Annotated in this window: 13 protein-coding genes; 9 read left to right on the forward strand and 4 right to left on the reverse strand. The window is 48.5% G+C overall.

The features are described 5' to 3' along the window. Nucleotides 1–25: 25 nt before the first annotated feature. Both DC345_RS03035 and DC345_RS03040 read left to right on the forward strand, forming a co-directional pair. Nucleotides 26–1,861, forward strand: a complete 1,836-nt coding sequence (locus DC345_RS03035; RefSeq protein ID WP_113051853.1) for an HSP90 family protein — start codon at nt 26–28, stop codon at nt 1,859–1,861. Next, entirely contained in the window at nt 1,861–2,925 is a 1,065-nt protein-coding gene (locus DC345_RS03040; RefSeq protein WP_113051854.1) for a hypothetical protein, read from the forward strand. The genes DC345_RS03035 and DC345_RS03040 overlap by 1 nt, the downstream gene beginning before the upstream one ends. Before the next feature lie 157 nt (nt 2,926–3,082). On the opposite strand, the gene DC345_RS03045 is transcribed toward DC345_RS03040, so the two are convergent. Together DC345_RS03045 and DC345_RS03050 are read right to left on the reverse strand one after the other, a co-directional pair. Then, a complete protein-coding gene (locus tag DC345_RS03045; RefSeq protein ID WP_113051855.1) occupies nt 3,083–5,257 on the reverse strand; it encodes a serine hydrolase domain-containing protein in 2,175 nt (724 codons plus the stop codon). A 157-nt stretch (nt 5,258–5,414) separates the two neighbouring features. Further along, nucleotides 5,415–6,665 (reverse strand): MDR family MFS transporter, encoded by a 1,251-nt coding sequence (locus DC345_RS03050; RefSeq protein ID WP_113051856.1) that lies wholly within the window; start codon nt 6,663–6,665, stop codon nt 5,415–5,417. 141 nt (nt 6,666–6,806) lie between these two features. On the opposite strand from DC345_RS03050, the gene DC345_RS03055 reads away from it, so the two are divergent. Continuing rightward, nucleotides 6,807–8,636 carry an ABC transporter substrate-binding protein gene (locus DC345_RS03055; RefSeq protein WP_181586463.1) on the forward strand — a complete coding sequence of 610 codons (1,830 nt, stop codon included), beginning with the start codon at nt 6,807–6,809 and terminating at the stop codon, nt 8,634–8,636. A 42-nt stretch (nt 8,637–8,678) separates the two neighbouring features. Here DC345_RS03055 and DC345_RS03060 read toward each other — a convergent pair whose 3' ends face one another. Then, the gene (locus tag DC345_RS03060) at nt 8,679–10,172 is read right to left on the reverse strand and encodes a serine hydrolase (protein WP_113051858.1); all 1,494 of its coding nucleotides are present in this window, start codon (nt 10,170–10,172) and stop codon (nt 8,679–8,681) included. 294 nt (nt 10,173–10,466) lie between these two features. Between DC345_RS03060 and DC345_RS03065 the strand changes: the two genes are divergently transcribed. The 6 genes from DC345_RS03065 to DC345_RS03090 all read left to right on the forward strand — a co-directional run bounded on the left by DC345_RS03065 (nt 10,467) and on the right by DC345_RS03090 (nt 19,133). Then, nucleotides 10,467–11,669, forward strand: coding sequence for an outer membrane lipoprotein-sorting protein (locus DC345_RS03065; protein ID WP_113051859.1), 1,203 nt, complete (start codon nt 10,467–10,469; stop codon nt 11,667–11,669). Nucleotides 11,670–12,127: 458 nt separating this feature from the next. Continuing rightward, nucleotides 12,128–13,315, forward strand: coding sequence for an alanine racemase (alr, locus tag DC345_RS03070; protein ID WP_113051860.1), 1,188 nt, complete (start codon nt 12,128–12,130; stop codon nt 13,313–13,315). A gap of 261 nt (nt 13,316–13,576) precedes the next feature. Beyond that, nucleotides 13,577–13,858, forward strand: a complete 282-nt coding sequence (locus DC345_RS03075; RefSeq protein WP_024630715.1) for a CopG family ribbon-helix-helix protein — start codon at nt 13,577–13,579, stop codon at nt 13,856–13,858. Nucleotides 13,859–13,861: 3 nt separating this feature from the next. After that, nucleotides 13,862–14,212: a type II toxin-antitoxin system PemK/MazF family toxin gene (locus tag DC345_RS03080; protein WP_024630714.1), complete on the forward strand. Its 351-nt coding sequence runs from the start codon at nt 13,862–13,864 to the stop codon at nt 14,210–14,212. Nucleotides 14,213–14,446: 234 nt separating this feature from the next. Beyond that, nucleotides 14,447–16,636, forward strand: a complete 2,190-nt coding sequence (locus tag DC345_RS03085) for an alpha-galactosidase (RefSeq protein WP_113051861.1) — start codon at nt 14,447–14,449, stop codon at nt 16,634–16,636. A 274-nt stretch (nt 16,637–16,910) separates the two neighbouring features. Beyond that, nucleotides 16,911–19,133 (forward strand): Tex family protein, encoded by a 2,223-nt coding sequence (locus DC345_RS03090; protein ID WP_113051862.1) that lies wholly within the window; start codon nt 16,911–16,913, stop codon nt 19,131–19,133. Nucleotides 19,134–19,286: 153 nt separating this feature from the next. On the opposite strand, the gene cmpA is transcribed toward DC345_RS03090, so the two are convergent. Beyond that, a complete protein-coding gene (cmpA, locus tag DC345_RS03095) occupies nt 19,287–19,430 on the reverse strand; it encodes a cortex morphogenetic protein CmpA (RefSeq protein WP_090808144.1) in 144 nt (47 codons plus the stop codon). Nucleotides 19,431–19,452: the final 22 nt, after the last annotated feature.

Consider the following 19,452-nt stretch of genomic DNA (forward strand, 5'->3'; position numbering starts at 1 on the left):
TTTGACCCAGAGGAAGGTGAGCGAAATGACAGCATCCAATGAGTATCGCTTCCAGGTGAACCTGAGCGGTATGATCCAGATTCTATCCAACCATCTATACAGCAGCCCTAAAGTATTTTTACGTGAATTAATGCAAAATGCGACTGATGCCATTACAGCTCGAACAGAGGCAGAAGCGGGATTCCAGGGTGAAGTTCGTGTGGAACTGACCGGAACTGGCGAGCAGTTAACCATGATGGTGGAGGACAACGGCATTGGCTTGACTGAAGCTGACATCCATGAGTTTCTGGCGATGATCGGACAATCCTCGAAGCGTGGGCAGCAGGCCTTGCTGGATGGAGAGACTTCGTTTATCGGACGATTCGGAATCGGATTATTGTCCTGTTTCATGGTGAGCCATGAAATCGTCATGCTGACGCAATCCGCGAAGGGTGGACCTTCGATGGAGTGGCGGGGTAAGCCCGACGGTACGTATACGATTAGACAGTTGGAGACACAGCTGTCTCCGGGAACAAAAGTATATCTGCGGTGTACGCCGGATGCAGCCCATTATTTTGAAACGGAATATGTTAAAGAAGCCTTGTTCTATTATGGAGCGCTGCTGCCTTATCCAGTCATCCTGCATAGCGACAGTGTTCAACATAACGTCAATAGCGAGTCACCGATCTGGTTGATGGAGCCTGAGCTTGCACGTGGACGCAGGGCGGAAGTGCTGGCTTTTGGTGAACGATTGCTTGGGGAGAAGTTTCAGGATTTCATTCCACTGACGACGGCTTCAGGCCGTACAGGAGGTATAGCTTTTGTACTCCCACATGCAGTTAATCTGAATGCCAAGCGTTCTCATCGGGTGTACCTGAAAAGAATGCTGATCTCGGAGAAGGCGGAGAATATTTTGCCGGAATGGGCCTTCTTCGTGAAATGTCTGATCTGGACGGACGAGCTTCAACCAACGGCTTCACGGGAACATTTTTATGAAAATGAAAAACTGGAAGAAGTTCGCTCTGAACTTGGCGATGCCCTTCGTAAAGGATTGGCCGACATGGCTGAGAGCCAGACGGAACGGCTGCAAAAGCTGATTCGCCTGCATGCGCTGTCCATGAAAGCACTGGCTGTGCAGGATCAGGAGTTCTATGCCATGATTCACCGCTGGCTTCCATTTGAAAGTACACGTGGTCATCGGGAACTGGGCGAGTTGATGAGCGAGGGAGAGACGTTGTACTTCACGACCACGGTGGATGAGTATCGTCAGATTCATCATGTCGCGTCAGCCCAATCGATGCTGGTCATCAACGGTGGATACATCTATGACAGCGATTTGATGGCCATGCTGCCGATAGTGGTGCAGCATGTACAGACGCAGCGGTTGCAGCCGGATGAGGTATCCATGAGTTTCACCGACGTGCCGCCGGCTGAACGGAATCAGTATTATGATGCCTTGCGCCTTGCTGACTCTGCTTTGCAACGTTTCCGCTGCCGTGCAGAGGTCAAGGGCTTCAAGCCAGCTGATTTGCCGGTGCTGTTCACGCTCTCGCAGGAGTCTTCCACGCTGCGTGCATTGGAAAAAGCAAGTGAGGAGAGTACAGAATTATTCTCCTCTGTCCTTGGATCATTGTCATCCGGCATTAGTTCCGCAGGTTATTCGACCCTGTACCTAAACATCAGCAATCCAATTATTCAGCGGGTCCTGACTTCACCGGATGCCCAAATGACTCCGATTGCCATTGAGATGTTGTATGTCAATGCACTAATGATGGGGCATTATGCGATGAATCGGCAGGAGCTTGAGGTGCTGAATCAGGGCATCGTTCGCTTTATTGATTGGGGTTTGCGTGCGAATACAGATCGCAAGGGGGATGCTTGATGAAGACCGAAATGGATTTTGAGGATTTGATGGATGAGGCATATGGCCTGCCTAATGGAACAGCAAAGCTTGGCATGCTGGAGGAAGCGGCAAGAGTTGCCGATGTGAATGGCATGGAGGAGGAAGCATACGAAGCACGTTCAGAGATCGTGGAGACCGCGACATTCTGCGGTTATCCGATGAAAGCACTAATTGCTTTTTCCTGGCAGCTGGGCAAGTTTGATCAACAGCCAGAACGCTATGATGAAGAAACGTTAATGTGGTCGTATAAATGGATTTTGGGCGAGTTATCCAGCTTCCCGGAAGTGTCTCGCGATAAAATGATGGAGCTGCTGGAGGACTTCGGACGTCGCTTCAAATCATTTGGGTATAGCGAGCGTTCGTATTGGTATTATCGGTTCCGCATATCCATGGATCTTGGCGAGCTGGAGGAGGCCGGTACCAGCTATACGAAGTTCAGAAATATGGACCGTGACTTTATGAGTGATTGTGAAGCCTGTGAGCAGGACGAGATCATGCGCTACTGGATACTGGTAGGTGAGGATGAGAAGGTATTGGAAGCGGCGAAGCCCATTTTGAAAGGGAGAATGAGCTGTGCCGAAATTCCGCACCTGACCTTATCGGAGATTTTGATGCCGCTATACCGGCTTGGCAGGGTTGATGAAGCTGACAAACATCAGGCCAAAGGCTATCGCATGATCAAAGGACATAATGATTTTGTGCAGAGCTTTGCTGAGCAGATGGATTATCTTGCACGGACTAACCCGGCGAAGGGCATCGATGTTCTGGAAGAAAATATAGTGCTTGCGATGGACCATGAAGATCCGTTTGCCAAAATGATGTTCTATGCCAGAGCGGCACAACTGTTGCGTCGCTGGGCTGACGAATCTCCAGGATACCGATTGCGGCTTCCTGCTTCATTTCCCTATGAAGAAGACCCGGGGGATTTACGTAAAATGGCCGACTATTTTGCCGGATATGCCAAAGCAGCCGCAGACAAATATGACCAGCGGAATGGCAATCAACATGTCTCTTCTATGTTAAGCGAGGTATTTAATCCATAACTTGCGACTATCACTTGAATATCATCGTACCATTAAATGGTACGCCAGAAGGTTACCGTGCTAACCAAAACAGGCTTGTTCAGAAGGAGGATTATCCTTCTTTGAACAAGCCTGTTTATCGTTTTTTTATACCGTGAATATAAAATTGCTACTTCGGTTATTCAGGAGTTACGGTTGCAGGCGCGGTTGTATCTTCGGCAGTTTCCTCATCTGAGGAAGTTTCTGATTGCGGCTGCTTTGTCATCAGGTCAGCTACGATCTTGTCGGTTGGCTGTGTAAACAGCTGGTACATAATCGCTGCTTCTTCCTGGCGAATCAGTGGTTTGCGGGAGAGGAAATCGACTGATCCATCCTCCAGCGCCTTCACTTCAGGACCGTGGATACCTAGCTTAACCATCATCTGGATTGCAGGCACCGCCCAGGCATCTGTCTGCCCGGCCAGCTTCACATCCTCGAACAGTTCATTTGGGTATTGCAGCTGGAGGCTTCTCCAGATCATCACCATGGCTTCCTGACGTGTGATGACCTGATCCGGTTTGAACTGTTTCTCATCCGCACCTGCTATCATGCCGGATTCATAACCTAGCTGAATGTAACCGGCAGCAGGGTGAGTTGCCCAGTCGGTATCCGCAGGTGGCGTCGTTTTACTGGCTTTCAGCCCGCTCATTTTAAGGACATCCTCAATGAATTCAGCCCGTGTAACCGCATTTTTGGGTTGAAAAGCTTCACTTGCATCATTGCTATAGTATCCAAGGGATTGTAATCCATAGATAGCTTCAGCATAAGGACTATTTGCCTGGACATCCCGAAAACCTTGGGGTTTCTGTCCTTTTTTCTCATAACCCATTGGGTTGAGATAAGGTTCTTTCATATAGATGGTTCCATCATCATTTTCCTTGAACGCCGTGAACTGGCCTGTTAATTCATCCTTGAAGAGATTATCTTCAACCTGAATCAGGGTACGTGGGCCAAGGAAGACGTCCGAAATGCTCAATTGTCCAGGTTCTTTGCCGCCCTCTTTCAAGGAACTGACAATGGTGCTCAGTCGCAGATCCGCGTAAAGCCCGGCGAAGCGTTGCAGCTCATCAGCAGTTTGAGGTGTATAGTCCTTGAACTTGACGGGCTCCGCATATTGCGGGAAGAACGTTTGGATAAAGGCAGGATAGAAGAGATTACGAAGTGCTCCCGTTTGGTTGTAAGTAAGGAAGACACCTGTGTTTTGCTCAGGAATAAGGAAGAGATAAGAGCTGAATCCGATTAGGTCGCCAGCCTTGGTGATAATTTTGGAACTGCTGCCTGCACCCGGAAGCTGAAAAGCAGCTTCAAATCCATAAGTGGTATTGGGTAGCAGCGGATGAATGGAAGAACGGTATTGTTCCATGCTTTTTACTGTAGATTCTTTCCAAATACGTTCGTTATCCTTCACACCATCATTCAGGAAAGCGATCATGAAATTACCGATATCCTCTGCCGTTGAGAGCATGCCGCCTTGAGGCATGGGTGCTGGGGAAAGGGTGTACAGGTCGAGTGGATTATGGCCCGCATCATAGGCTGTTGCAAGTTGTTTTTTGAACTTGCCGTCCAGCATAAAACTGCTGTTATCCATACCCAGAGGTTTGAAGATATGTTGCTGCATATACGATTCAAACGGCTCGCCGCTCACATTCTCCACAATCATGCCAAGTAGCAGGAAGGAGAAATTGTCGTACATGTAGGCGCTACCAGGTTCTCTAACGACAGGTGGCATATGTAACTTGGCATAATCCTCCATCGATACACTTTTGTTAAAATCATCATGGATGTCTTCCTGCTGCGGGTCGCGAATCTCGAATCCGGTGGTGTGAGTGAGCAGATTCTCTACCGTTACAGGTTGGTCAAAAGGATTATCGAATTCCAGTCCTTTCACATAGGTCTGAAAATCAGCCTTCAGATCCACCTTGCCTTGCTCTACGAGTTGCATGACAGCGGCTGATGTGAATGTTTTGGAGACCGAGGCGATACGAAAGGTGGTGTTTTTCGGATCAACGGGCTCTTTGCTCTCCAGATCGGAATATCCATACCCTTTCTCTGCCACGACTTTTCCATCTTTGACAACGACTACGGAAGCACCTACATATTGGGCCTTCGCTTCGGCGGAATCAAAAAATGAATCCAGAAAGGCTGTTGCGGACTCCGTTGTCAGCGCTGTCACTTTTCCTTTTTCATCGACCGCAGCAGGTGCGGTCTCCGCATGCACGGCGGGTGCCCATAAACTGAGGGACAGGACCAACGCCATGAACGCCCCCGTTAGGGAGGTGAGCCTGAAGCGGGTGCTTCGATTGGATAAATGCATGTAAACACTCCTTCAAAAGAAAATTTTGTAAAAGGAACTCTCCTGTTTATTACTGATTACTGCCCCGATAGGTTTCAAGAGAGTAGATTGTGATATCCATTCCTCTATAGAACTCACAACGATCAGGAGCCAAATACAGCATAGAGGAGCTTGGAATTTAAGAGGCATCTGCACAAGGTTGTGGTTCATTTTGACCCGTTGACGGGCGAAGCGACTGCCGGAAAAATATAAGAGCACCGATACCCATCAATACATACAGGCCAGCCATTGCATAAGAAGGCAGAAAGGCTCCCATCGTTAGGCCAAGACTCCCCAGCAGAGCGGCCGCGTTATAACTCATGCCGTCAGCGGCCATATAGGCAGCACGGTCGGAGTCGGGAATCATGCCAGCAAGCATGACCTGACGGACAGGCGCATACATAAGTTCACCAATGGTTAGCAGTACAGCGGATGTAATAAGCAGCCAGACCCAATTGCTAAAAGCGAGCACGGCAAAACCAGTAGTGTACAGACATATGCCAACGGTCATGATAAATCTGGATTGGAAACGCCCCAGCCATTTGGAGAATGGAATGGCCATGATTACGACGAGTACAGTGTTAATCGCCATGATCAGACTGAACATCTGCAGACCTGAGATGTCCCAACGGAACAGTTGGGCGTTGAATTCATTTTTCAGACGAACGGCGATGTATTTATCCATTTGGAACTCCAGAGAGACAGCCAGCACCGTTGCGGTGAAAAACACCATAAAACGCTTGTCCCTAAGTACATCGCTATACGTTTTCAGTATATTTCTATTAATTGGGGCATTAAGCTGCTTGAAGTGTTTATTATCCATTGTTTCATGAATATAGAACAAGAGAATAAATAATGTAACCAGGCTCTCTATGCATACCAGACTGAACAAAATGAAGCGGAAGGACTCGAATAATAACCCGCCCATCAGCGCACCAATCGTAACGGCAACGTTGGTGGTCCAATATTGCAGCCCATAGACATACTGACGTTCATGTTCATTGCTCACGTCTACAATCATGGCATTGGCAATGGGCCCGGTGATACCCGAGCTGATGCTGCTAAGCAGAAACATTGCACAAGTTAAAGGAACGGAGTCGAGCCATGGGGAGTTAGCGGCAGCCAGCCAGAACAGGGCGAATACCTGCAGCAGTTGGGCGATGACCATCAGTTTCTTGCGCCCGACTCGGTCAGACCAGTATCCTGCGCCCAAGCCAACAATCATGGAGGCAGCAATATTAACGGTTAACAGCATGCCTGCCCAGCCTGCACCAATCTGGACACTCAGATAAATCGCCATAAAAGGAATAATGGATTTCTGAGTTAGATCCGTAAAAAAATCAGTAATGATACGAATCTTGATGTTGCGATGTAAATCAGTATATTTCATGTGCAGTTTTCTTCCTTCCCGTTGGTGTTGTCGATGTACCTGAGTATAATGGAGGAAAACCTGAAGAAAAACTGTAGAAGCGTACGAGTCAATTTCGTATTTTACTCAGGGGAAGGAAAGGCAGGGATAGTTGTGGAGGTCATGGATCATTATATTCAGCTTCGCATGGCCTTTTCGAATGTAGACGAAGAGGAAGAAATACATACAACGATTGGTGAACTGGCGAATCATTTATGTTGTACGATGCGCAATATGAATCTGATAATGAACAAATTTATGGATCATGGCTGGATCAGATGGAGCCCACAACGCGGCAGAGGGAAGACATCGGTGCTCGTTTTTTGCCATCCACTGTTACAGGCTGTTCAGGAACGATTTGATCAACTGTTGCAGGGAAACAAGCTGGAAGAGGCCTATGTGCTGGCTTCAACGATGCCGTTCTCGATGAGAGAAATATTGTTGCAAGGATTGCAAGGTCAGTTCGGTCTGCGTTCCGATCACGGCGCTCGAGGAAGAGTTGATACGCTTCGAATTCCACAGGAGACTGCCTTTGAGACATTGGACCCGACCCGAGCTTACATGTGGGGAGAAGTTGGAATTGTTGCGCAGGTATTTGATCGCTTGGTGCAGTACAACGCCGAACGCCAAGTCTGTGAACCGAGTCTTGCCGTTGCATGGGAGAGCAACCCTGATGGAACAGAGTGGACCTTTTATTTACACAAAGGCATACTCTTTCACCATGGCAGAATGCTTGATGCAGAGGACGTAAGATATACATTTGAACGGATTATTTCCGATCAGGAGAACCCCTGCAGGGCACTGTTTGGTTCCATTCATCACATAGAAACGTTCGACGAGCTAACGGTGCGCTTTGTGTTGCGGTTTCCCAACTTTATGTTCCCGGATTTGATGAGCAGCATGAATGCATCCATCTTGCCACATGATGTGGAACTTGACCCGATGCATCCGATTGGTACGGGGCCTTACCGATTGACACGTAATCATCCCAAGCTGCTTGTGCTGGAGGTATTCCCCTCCTATTTTAGGGGTCGGGCATTTATTGATAGGGTTGAAATATGGCAGCTTCCTCAGACGGGTCTAGTGGAGTCAGTGATCAAACAGGACTTGTTTCCAGATGGACAGGCTCGTGCGGTTCAACATGAGGTTCAGGGCGGCGTTTATATGACTTTTAATATGCGAAAAGCAGGCCCACAGCAGGATTTATACTTTCGTCAGGCTGTTCAGCAATTGATGGATCCACAGGAGATGATGGGGGCATTGGCACACTCAGGTGTACAGGCTGCATATAGCTTGGTTCGGGATAATTCCAAGGAAAAGCGGGTGCTTGAACGGATAGAATTGAAGCCAACAGCCCTCTCTGCGGACGCTTCCCTTGTAAGAGCTTCAGAGCTGTTACAACGAAGCAGTTATGCAGGCCAGATCGTGAGTGTATGGGTAGAGGAAGGCGAGAAAATGGAGACAGACATGGCCTGGTTCGCACATCGTTGTGCGCTTATTGGACTGAAAGTGAGTGTTACGCCAGGTAATCCGGTAGATGCCGTGTACCATGATGAATTCGCCTCTTATGATGTGATTTATACGGGTGAAGTGTTCGATGAGCATGTGACGCTGAGTCTACTAACGATGTATACGTTCCATAATACGCTGTTCCTCATGGCACTGGATGACGAGCGAAAAAGCGAGCTGGAACGTGAATGCAGACACGTCGTTATGATCCAGGATAGTGCTGAACGATTGCGTACGCTAATGACGTTGGAGGAACGGCTCATTCAAGAGGCCTTGCTCCTGCCTACATACAGCTTCAGGGAAGAACATGCACACCACGTTTCGCTTCAAGATTATCGTGTAGTAGCATTCGGTATGCCTGATCTGCGTCGATTGTGGGTGAAGAGAAGTCCGAATACTGAAGAAGATACTGCGAGTTATCCGGCGTATATCCCATTGTGGTAAAGAATGTAATTACTACAATGGGATAGGCTGGAGGGGATGTTTTTATACTGAAGGCGTCTTAATAAATTCAATCGGATTCGTGCCTGGTTCGAGCAACAATGGTATGGATATAGAGCTTATTGTATCTTGTTCATCTGCCTTAAACGTAAAAGTGATTTTCAAGCCAAACAGGACAAGCTCTACGGAAAACGTATCTTTTCCAGTGCATTCCATAGGCATTTCAATGGCATTCAAAGTGGCCTGTAAACCATCGTTCGACTGTTGAATAACGATTTCGCCGTAACCCGGATGGCTATAACTTCCCGCATACGCAGATAAAGGACGATCATGGGGATGAACCTGAGTTTCTACTGGTTTTTCCTCAACAGAGGTTTCTGGAGTAGCTGGTGTTTCTATGGTGTTTGTTGCTGCTTCGGAATCAGTTGATTCTCCAGTCATTAATTTGGCTAATCTCCCGCTCCAATCTACAGGTTCCAATCCAAGCAAACGATCAATAACGTTAAAAGAAATCGTATAGGGAAGAATGCTTCCATTGGTATTGCAAAGGACTACAACACCGATCTGTTCCTCCGGTAAAAAGGCGACCTGTGAAGCGAATCCATCAATTGCCCCACCGTGATGAATCATGGCGTGTCCGCGATAAGAATCAATCATCCAGCCCAGACCATACGTGCTAACAGGTAGCTCTTTGCAGTGGAACGGTGAATCACTAGCCATTTGCGGGCTGTGTGTAATAGCCAACTGTTCTTTGGAAATCAGCTGTTTCCCACCCTGTTGCCCTTGATTCAATTGAAATTGCACCCAGGCGATCATATCAACCAGATTGCTGTTAATGGAGCCAGCAGGGCCTACGGCATCTAGTTTCCGAAAAGGTATCCGCGTATTCTCACCGTTTTGATCCATATAGGGGAATGCAAAGTCAGGTTGATTCTGCATCTCATCAACAGAGAAGACACTTGAATTCATACCAAGTGGATTAAACAGGGACTCCTGGACAACATTCTCCCATGAAGTTCCTTTGAGTTGACCCACCAGATAACCAGCTGCCATATACATCAGGTTCTGATATTGCCACTTGTTCCGAAAGTCCTCATTAGGCTCCAGATACTGAAGCGCGCTTACGAGTTCTTCTCTGCTCCGTGATGAGTTGTACCATGCCATATCGTGCCTTGGAAGTCCGGAGCGATGACAGAGCATATCGCGGATGGTCAGGCGTTCTGTGGCTATAGGATCGAACATTTTGAAGTCTTTCAAATACGTTCTGACAGGTGTGTCCCACTTCAGAATGTCCTGATCGACGAGCAGGGCGGCGGTTGATGCTGTGAAGGCTTTGGTACTTGAACCGATTGCGAATAAGGTATGGGGGGTGACTTCAAGCTTGGACTCCAGGTCGCGATAACCGTATCCTTTTTGCAAAATGACTTCATCCTTGTGGATAACCGCTACGGCGACACCTACTCCTTTCCAACGTTGAAGCTGCTCTTCCACAAAATCATCCAATCCATTCAGCAATGAGTGAAGGTAGGTTGTGTTCATTATTTTCCTCCAGTTTAAAATAGAGTTGTACATCAATTCAGCTACATAATAGTGGTATGTAATACATTGGTTGGGTTGTTATCTGTATTTACTATGAAGAATATGGTTGGATTTTACATCCTACCCGAGACTGATTTTGTTACCAGACAGGGTATTGCGGCACTAGATGATGCAATGCTTGTCAAACTAGTCCGCATATATCGAACAAGTCCCTCATAACATGTACTAATCAAGTAGGGGTTCTGCTGTACGCACAATCCTGAAGTGAAAACATGTGCTAAAGGGGATGATGTCATGCGCCGAATATCATGGATGCTTGCCATGGTATTGGTCTTATCGACCTTACTTGCCGCCTGCGGGAAGAAGGATGCGGCAGCCGTGGTCAAAGATCTGAACGAAGTCGTAGGAGAAATGGAAAGTTATCAGGGGGCAGGCGTTATGACGCTGCATACCGGAGATACGCCGCAGCAGTACAAGGTCGAGGTATGGCATCAAAAGCCTTCATATTATCGTATCGCGTTAACGAATGCCAAAAAAGATGTAACGCAAATTGTACTGCGCAATGATGAGGGCGTATTTGTCCTGACGCCGAGCCAGAACAAAAGCTTCCGTTTCCAGAGTAACTGGCCGGATAACCAAGGCCAGGTTTACCTCTACGAGACGCTGATCCGCAGCATAACAGGTGATTCGACCCGCCAGTTTGCCGATGAGAAGGAAAGCTATGTATTCGATGTAGCTGCCAACTACAATACACATGCATTGGTCAGACAGAAAATATGGTTAAACAAAAGTGATTACGCTCCAAAACAGGTTGAAGTATCCGATTCGAATGCCAATGTGGTGGTCGATGTGAAGTTCGATAGCTTCAAATTTGGTACCGCATTTGAGAAAGACGCTTTTGACATGCAGCGTAATATGACTGCTGCTACTGAAAATGGAGGCAAGCCAAGTGCTGACTCAGGCGCGGCTCCTGCTGGGGATGGTAAAGAAACTACCAATCCTCAATCTGCAACAGAGGAAGGTTCTGCATCGAATCCAAGCGGAACCGTTAGTGACGGACAGACGGGTGTGAGTGATAACGCCGAGCAGCAAGGTTCAGAAGATCCAGCCAGCGGGCAAGGAACCGAAGAACCTACATCGGCTGAGCCGGAAGGTACAGGCAGCTTCGGAGTTATTCAGCCGACATATGCCCCGGAAGGGGTCAAACTGAAAGACGATCAGATCGTGGAAGGATCAGGAGACTATTCGGTTATGCTTCGCTACGAAGGAACATATAACTACACGATTTTTGAAGCGCGGCCGCAGGACAGAGCCGTATCGCTTGCCCCATCGCGTGTTCTGGATCTTGGATTCACCCTCGGTATGATAAGCGGAGATGCGTTGCAGACACTCACATGGATGTCAGATGGAGTAGAGTACAGGATTACAAGCGCAGATTTGCCAGATAATGAGATGATACAGATTGCGACCTCCATGCAGGAAGAGTCAGGGAAATGATTTGGAAAGTATAGTCGTCCTAACATAAGGAATGCTAAGAAGCATCGGAGATATTCTCCGGTGCTTTGCTGCATATAGAGGTCATCTTTCCTGCCTTATAGCAGTGATTCACAGGATTTGATTTCCGTTGAAACTAAAGGTATCAACAGCCGATGATCCTGCGTAAGATAAGCAAGGGATTAGGTCCAGTGGACTCAATAATGCAAAACACGCTTCTACGCGGGAGGAACCGGGTAATTAATACGATATAAGCAGATAAGTTGCGTTATGCAGAGGTGATTATCTCATTCATGGTCTGGCTTATAGGTCTTATTCGGCGTTTGCTCCCGACTCCGGGATAGCGCTCCTGTATGTGTTTTGGACTGCAGATCTTCCGTTCATTTGACAGTCACATGCTTGAGCATTACGATGGAGTCTGACGTGAGCCGGATTAAGATGATTAGAGAAGGTGACTTAACGTGCAAGAACAATATCGGCCGACCCAAGCGGAAATCAATTTGGATCATTTGTGCACCAACGTAGACGCTTTCCGCGAAGCATTGCCGCAAGGCATGAAACTGCTCGCTTGTGTGAAGGCAAATGCCTATGGGCATGGAGCAGTGGAAACGGCCAGAGAGCTGGAACGAGTTGGTGTGGATTACTTAAGTGTAGCTTTTCTTGACGAAGCGCTTGAATTGCGACAACACGGAATTACCCTTCCGATTCTGGTATTGGGCTACACGCCGCCAGAAGGCATAGCTGAAGCCTGGAGACATGATGTAACCATTACGCTATTCAGTAGAGAAGTACTCGAAGCCATTCAACATTTGGAAACGGGCACATCCTCTCGTAAGCTGAAGGTTCACATTAAAATCGACAGCGGTATGGGCAGGCTTGGCCTGTTGCCTGGCGATGAGGCACTTGCTTTTATTCAGGAAGCAGCCAAGGTGAATCAGGTCATGCTGGAAGGCATGTTTACCCATTTTGCCAAGGCGGATGAAAAAGACAAGACCTATACACTGGAGCAGTATCGACGGTTCCGAGGCGTGGTTGATGCGCTGCGGGATCAGGGATGTGTCATCCCGATTATACATACGGCGAACAGTGCCGCCGCCATTGATACGCCGGAATTGTCCTACGATATGGTGCGTGTGGGAATCAGCCTTTACGGACTCTATCCTACGGCAGAGGTGAATCATCAGGTGGTGAAGCTGTCCCCGGTATTGACACTGAAGACGAAGGCGGTTCTGGTCAAAACGCTGCCGCCCCACTGGGGTGTCAGCTACGGAACCCGTTATGTAACACATGGGAACGAACGAATAGCGACCCTGCCTATCGGCTATGCAGACGGATTTTCAAGAATGCTGTCAGGTAAAGCACAAGTACTTGTGCGCGGCCGCCGTGTTCCCGTCGTCGGTACGATCTGCATGGATCAGTGTATGGTGTCGCTACAATCTTTTGCAGCAGAAGCAGAAGAAATTCAAGTCGGCGAAGAGGTTGTTCTCATCGGTCACCAATCGGGTGCAGTCATAACTGCAGACGAGGTGGCATCTCAGCTCGGTACAATTCACTACGAAGTGATCTGCATGATGGCGCATCGAATCCCGCGGGTTTATACCCGTCATGGAGCAGTAGTCGCCAGAATCAATCCTCTTTTGACATCCTGATAGCTGGACTGGACGCTATTTCCAATAAACTTTTTTTCAGAACAGAAGGAAAACTGTCGGAGCATCTCGAATTATGAATGATGACTGGGATGAAAAATCCTGAAAAGAGATGTTTGGTCTGTACGAATAATGTTCCCCGTGTTTATAATGGAGTACAGCATACTTGATATACTCGGGGCATATATATTCCTTTGTATAAAAGTTCTGGAAAAACGTAATACTGGTTCACAATGGCGAAAGGTTTGTGGGGGTGGAAGAAAGGTGGCCAACTTGCAGAACACCAAGCGGATCATGATCAGTTTGCCTGATTATCTTTTGCAAGAAGTGGATGGCATCGTAGCGCTGGAGAATTCCAACCGCAGCGAATTGATTAGGCAGGCCATGAAGCTGTATTTGACGGAGCGTAAGAAACGTTACATCCGTGAATCGATGCAGCGAGGGTACATGGAGATGGCGAAGATTAACCTCACCATGGCATCCGAGGCCTTTCACGCGGAGGAAGATGCGGACAGCACTCTGGACCGCTTAGTTAGCGGGGTGTAGACATTGATCGTAAAACGCGGTGACGTTTTTTTTGCGGATCTTTCTCCCGTTGTCGGTTCCGAGCAAGGTGGAGTCAGGCCGGTTCTGGTCATCCAGAATGACATCGGCAACCGGTTTAGTCCTACTTGTATTGTGGCGGCGATTACCGCCCAGATCCAAAAGGCAAAGCTGCCGACGCATGTGGAGATTGATGCGGCGGCACACGGCTTTGACCGGGACTCGGTTATTTTGCTCGAACAAATACGGACGATTGATAAGCAGAGGCTGACCGACAAGATTACCCATCTGGACGAGGAGACCATGAAACTGGTCAACGAAGCCTTACAGATCAGCCTGGGTTTAATCGATTTTTAAGGCATCCGGCAGTTGTTTCTTTGTTCTGCCGCGCCGTCCGTAGACAATGGATGTTCCTTTCAGGAACACACAATTTCAGACAGCAATCAAGAGAGCGTACAACAGCCTAACGGCCGGGGTACGCTCTTTTGATTAAAGCTTCATGAAAGCGTAGAACATTGTGAAGCTTTTCGTTATAATGATACCTGAGAAACCGTTTACGTTAAACGACATATATAGAGGTGGAGGAGACATATGAGCATTTATATTGATCAGGAGAAACTTCAATTTCATCTACAGACTCAAAAGGCAAGTTATGTATTTCAGGTCCTGCCTTCGGGATATTTGGTACATTTATATTATGGCAAAAAACTGCGTGATACTGATCTGAGCTGGCTTCATGTGCGTACAGAGCGTGCTTCGTTCAGCCCGAATCCGGTGCCGGAAGATCGGACGATCTCTTTCGACACATTGGCGCAAGAATTGCCCGTATACGGGACGAGTGATTTCCGTAATCCGGTAATTCAACTACAGCTTGAGAATGGTTCAACCGTTTCAGAGTTTACGTATACAGGCCACCGATTGATCAAAGGAAAGGCAGCGCTTACGGGACTGCCAGCAACTTATGTCGAGTCTGACGATGAAGCCGAGACACTCATCGTTGAACTGGAAGACCGTGTTGCAGGGATCAAGATTGAACTTAGCTACACGGCCTTTACAGCATTTAATGCGATTACGCGTTCCATGCGCATCATTAATGAGAGCGCTACCTCGGTCAATATTGCTCGTGCGCTCAGTTCTTCCGTTGATTTCCCGCATGCCGATTACGAATTGCTGCAACTGTCAGGAGCATGGACTCGTGAACGGGACATCGTTCGCAGACCGCTTGCTTCCGGCCTGCAAGGCATCGAGAGTCGTCGCGGCTCAAGCAGTCACCAGCAGAACCCGTTCATTGCACTGATGACACCGGGTACAGACGAGGATCAGGGTGAAGTCTACGGGTTCAGTCTTGTATATAGCGGCAGCTTTACTGCACAGGCAGAAGTGGACCAGTTCCACACCACTCGTGTATCGCTGGGAATCAATCCGTTTGAGTTCAGCTGGAAGCTGGATTCGCAGGAGTCATTCCAGACACCTGAGACGGTCATGGTTTATTCGGATGCAGGTCTGGATGGCATGTCCCAGTCGTATCATGAATTGTACCGGGAGAGACTGGCACGCGGACAATTCCGCAATGCAGAGCGTCCGGTTCTGGTCAACAACTGGGAAGCGACCTATTTCGGCTTCAATGCAGATAAAATTGAGCAGATCGCCCAGGCGGGGAAGAAGCTTGGCATTGAACTGTTCGTACTGGATGATGGATGGTTTGGACATCGAGACAGTGATAACTCCTCACTCGGTGACTGGATTGTGGACAAGAACAAACTGCCACAAGGCCTGGATGATTTGGCCAACCGGGTAACCAGTCTGGACATGCAGTTCGGATTATGGTTCGAGCCGGAGATGATTTCGCCAGACAGCGAATTGTACCGTGCTCATCCGGACTGGTGTCTGCATGTGCCGGATCGCCGCCGGACGGAAGGGCGCCAACAATTGGTACTCGATTACTCCCGTCAGGATGTGCGTGATGAGATTGTACGCATGCTAAGCGATGTGCTTGGATCTGCGCCGATCACTTATGTGAAATGGGACATGAACCGGAATATGACGGAGATAGGTTCTGCATTGCTGCCAGCAGACAGACAGCGCGAGACTGCGCATCGCTACATGCTCGGGCTGTATGATGTTATGGAACGAATCACTTCAGCGTTCCCGAACATCCTGTTCGAGAGCTGTTCAGGTGGTGGTGGCCGCTTCGATCCAGGCATGCTGTATTACATGCCACAGACGTGGACCAGCGATAATACGGACGCGATATCCCGTTTGCGTATTCAGTATGGTACAAGCCTGGTATATCCGGTAAGTTCAATGGGGTCACATATTTCAGCTGTACCTAATCACCAGGTCAATCGAATTACTTCTCTAGAAATTCGTGGACATGTCGCGATGTCGGGTAACTTTGGATACGAGTTGGATTTGACTCGTTTCACAGAGGAAGAGAATGCCATTGTAAAGGCGCAGGTTGAGCTGTACAAAGAAATTCGGGGAACCATCCAATACGGAACGTTCCGGCGCTTGCTAAGTCCGTTTGAGGGAAATGAAACGGCCTGGATGTTTATTGCACCAGATGGCAGAGAAGCTGTTGTATTCTACTTCCGTGTGCTGTCTGAACCGAATGCACCGCTCCAACGTCTGAAGCTGAAGGGCCTGGACCCTGATGCGGATTACCGCCTGAAAGGTGGCTCCGAGACGTTTACCGGGGATGCGCTGATGTATGGTGGGATCTCTGTAGGCCGTGCATCGGGAGACTATCTGAGTGAAATGTTCCGCTTCGAACGGGTATAATAAACTGGCGTGATTGCAGTGTTTATCAGGGGAGACCGGAAGACGTCGGGGAGACGTTTTTCGGTTTTTTTCTAATGGCTGAGAGGAAGATTTGATACGTAATCTCAATTGTAAGAACTTGTAACCTGGACGAATGCTGGAAATCTGAACGGGATTTTGTGATAATATAGGGGAGAGGAATCTGCATGATGCAGGTTCGATACTGTGATTACAGCAGCAAAGCTGCCCTGAACAAGCTTCAACTGAACGATTCAGGAAGGAAAGAGGGATTTATTTGTCTGAACAGGAAACGGTTCTGGAACCCAATGAAGAAACAATAAAGGCAGAACGCCATGAACGAATCATCAAACAGGTAGCCAAGGAACTGTCACTGTCCTTGAAGCAGGTCCGCACTACGTCGGAGCTTCTGGACGAAGGCAATACGATTCCATTTATCGCCCGCTACCGTAAAGAAATGACTGGAGAGCTGGATGAGAACCAGCTGCGGCTCATTGAAGAGCGCATCGTTTACTTGCGCAATCTGGAAGACCGCAAAGTGGAAGTCATCCGTATTATAGAGGAACAAGGCAAGCTGACCGGAGAACTGAAACAGTCTATCACGCAGGCAGTTAAGCTGCAGGAAGTAGAGGACTTGTACCGTCCGTTTCGTCAGAAGCGGAAAACCCGTGCCAGTGTAGCGAAGGAAAAAGGTCTTGAACCACTCGCTGTCTGGATCTGGGGTCAACCGAAGCAAGGCAATGTCATGGAGGAAGCTGCGCGTTATATCAATGCTGAACTTGGGGTAGAAGATGCAGAGGTCGCACTTCAGGGAGCCAAAGACATTTTGGCTGAGAATATTGCAGATGATGCTGCTATTCGTGCGTGGATTCGTCGTTATACGCTCGATCATGGCATGCTGACTTCGGAAGCGAAGGATGCTGAGCAGGAATCTGTATATGAGAACTACTATGATTATCGTGAATTAGCCAAAAAAATGCCTCCTCACCGTATTCTTGCCATTAACCGCGGTGAACGTGAAAACATTTTGAAAGTGGGCCTGGACGTGCAGCCTGAACCGGCTCACCGCCATATGGAAGGACAAATCATTAAGGGTGCATCTGCGGTACAGGACGTTTTGCGTGATGTCATTGAAGATGCTTACAAACGATTGATTGCCCCTTCAATTGAGCGTGAGGTTCGTGCAGAGCTGACCGAAAAAGGCGAAAACCAAGCGATTTCCGTATTCTCCGCTAATCTTCGTAATCTGCTGCTTCAGCCGCCGATTCATGGCAAACGTGTGCTTGGTGTCGATCCTGCCTATCGTACCGGTTGTAAACTGGCTGTGGTCGATGATACGGGCAAGCTGCTGGAAGTGGCTGTTACGTACCCAACGCCACCGCACAACAAGAAGCGTGAAGCTGCCGAGGTTTTCCATCGGATGATCAAGCAATATGACATCGGGTTGATTGTCATCGGCAATGGTACCGGATCCCGTGAAACAGAACAGTTTGTTGCCGAGATTATTCAGGAGAACGGGGACGAAAGTCTCGTGTATCTGATCGTCAATGAAGCTGGAGCGAGTGTATATTCTGCATCCAAGCTGGCCCAGGAAGAATTCCCGGATCTGGACGTTGCTGAACGGAGTGCTGCTTCGATTGCCCGCCGGGTGCAAGACCCGCTGGCTGAGCTGGTTAAGATTGACCCTAAAGCCATTGGTGTAGGCCAATACCAGCACGACGTATCCCAAAAAATATTGGAAGAAAGCTTGAAGGCTGTTGTGGAATCCGCAGTTAACCATGTGGGCGTGGATGTGAACACGGCTTCGCCTTCACTGCTGTCCTATGTGGCGGGTGTAAATGCCACCATTGCCAAAAATATTGTGAAATACCGCGAAGAGAACGGCCGGTTCACGAATCGTCGCCAGTTGCAGAAGGTGCCGCGTCTGGGTGCCAAAACCTATGAGCAATGCGTAGGCTTTATGCGGATTGGCGAAGGCGAGAACCCGCTGGATCGCACACCGATTCACCCTGAATCGTATAAGGTCGTAGACCAGCTCTTTAAGGAGCTTCAGGTTGCGCTGGACAAGCTGGGCAGCAAGGAACTGTCTGTTCTCCTGTCGGAGCAACAACCGGAACAGCTGGCTGTGAAGCTGGATGTGGGTGTGCCTACACTGCGTGACATTCTGGACAGCTTGCAGCGTCCGGGTCGTGACCCGCGTGAGGAAATGCCGCTACCGATCTTCCGCACAGATGTGCTCAAAATTGAGGATCTGGTGGAAGGCATGGAGCTGCAAGGTACGGTTCGTAATGTGATCGACTTTGGTGCTTTTGTTGATATCGGCATCAAGAGTGACGGGCTTGTCCACATCTCACAGCTGAGTAACGGTTACGTCAAACATCCGATGGATGTTGTATCTGTCGGAGATAATGTAACGGTTTGGGTGATGAACGTGGATACCAAAAAAGGCCGTGTCGGCCTCACGATGAAGAAACCTGCCTCTTCTAAGCAGTCTTCCTAATCCAGACACAATGATCGGAGAACAGCCTTCCCTGTTATGGGAGGGCTGTTTGTTGTCAGCTATAATAGTACTGTTGCCCGTACTGTATTCTTCGAAGGGATTTTATGAAAGAAGTGAGAGCTTGAAGTGGACGGAGAGAGTGGCGTCAGGTTCTTAGAGTTCGCTGTCCGCGCTGCGCGGGGTGCCACTTGTCGGTTTGTTTCGGTAAAAGAACCAGCATTCGTTCAGCAGCTTGATCTGTCTGCTATCCTTTTTGTGAAATGCACGCATCAGTTGATTGCAAAGCCATTGAGGCAAGGGTATCTCCTCCTCTTGCATA

This window comes from Paenibacillus taichungensis, assembly GCF_003287275.1.
Classification (GTDB): Bacteria; Bacillota; Bacilli; order Paenibacillales; family Paenibacillaceae; genus Paenibacillus; species Paenibacillus taichungensis_A.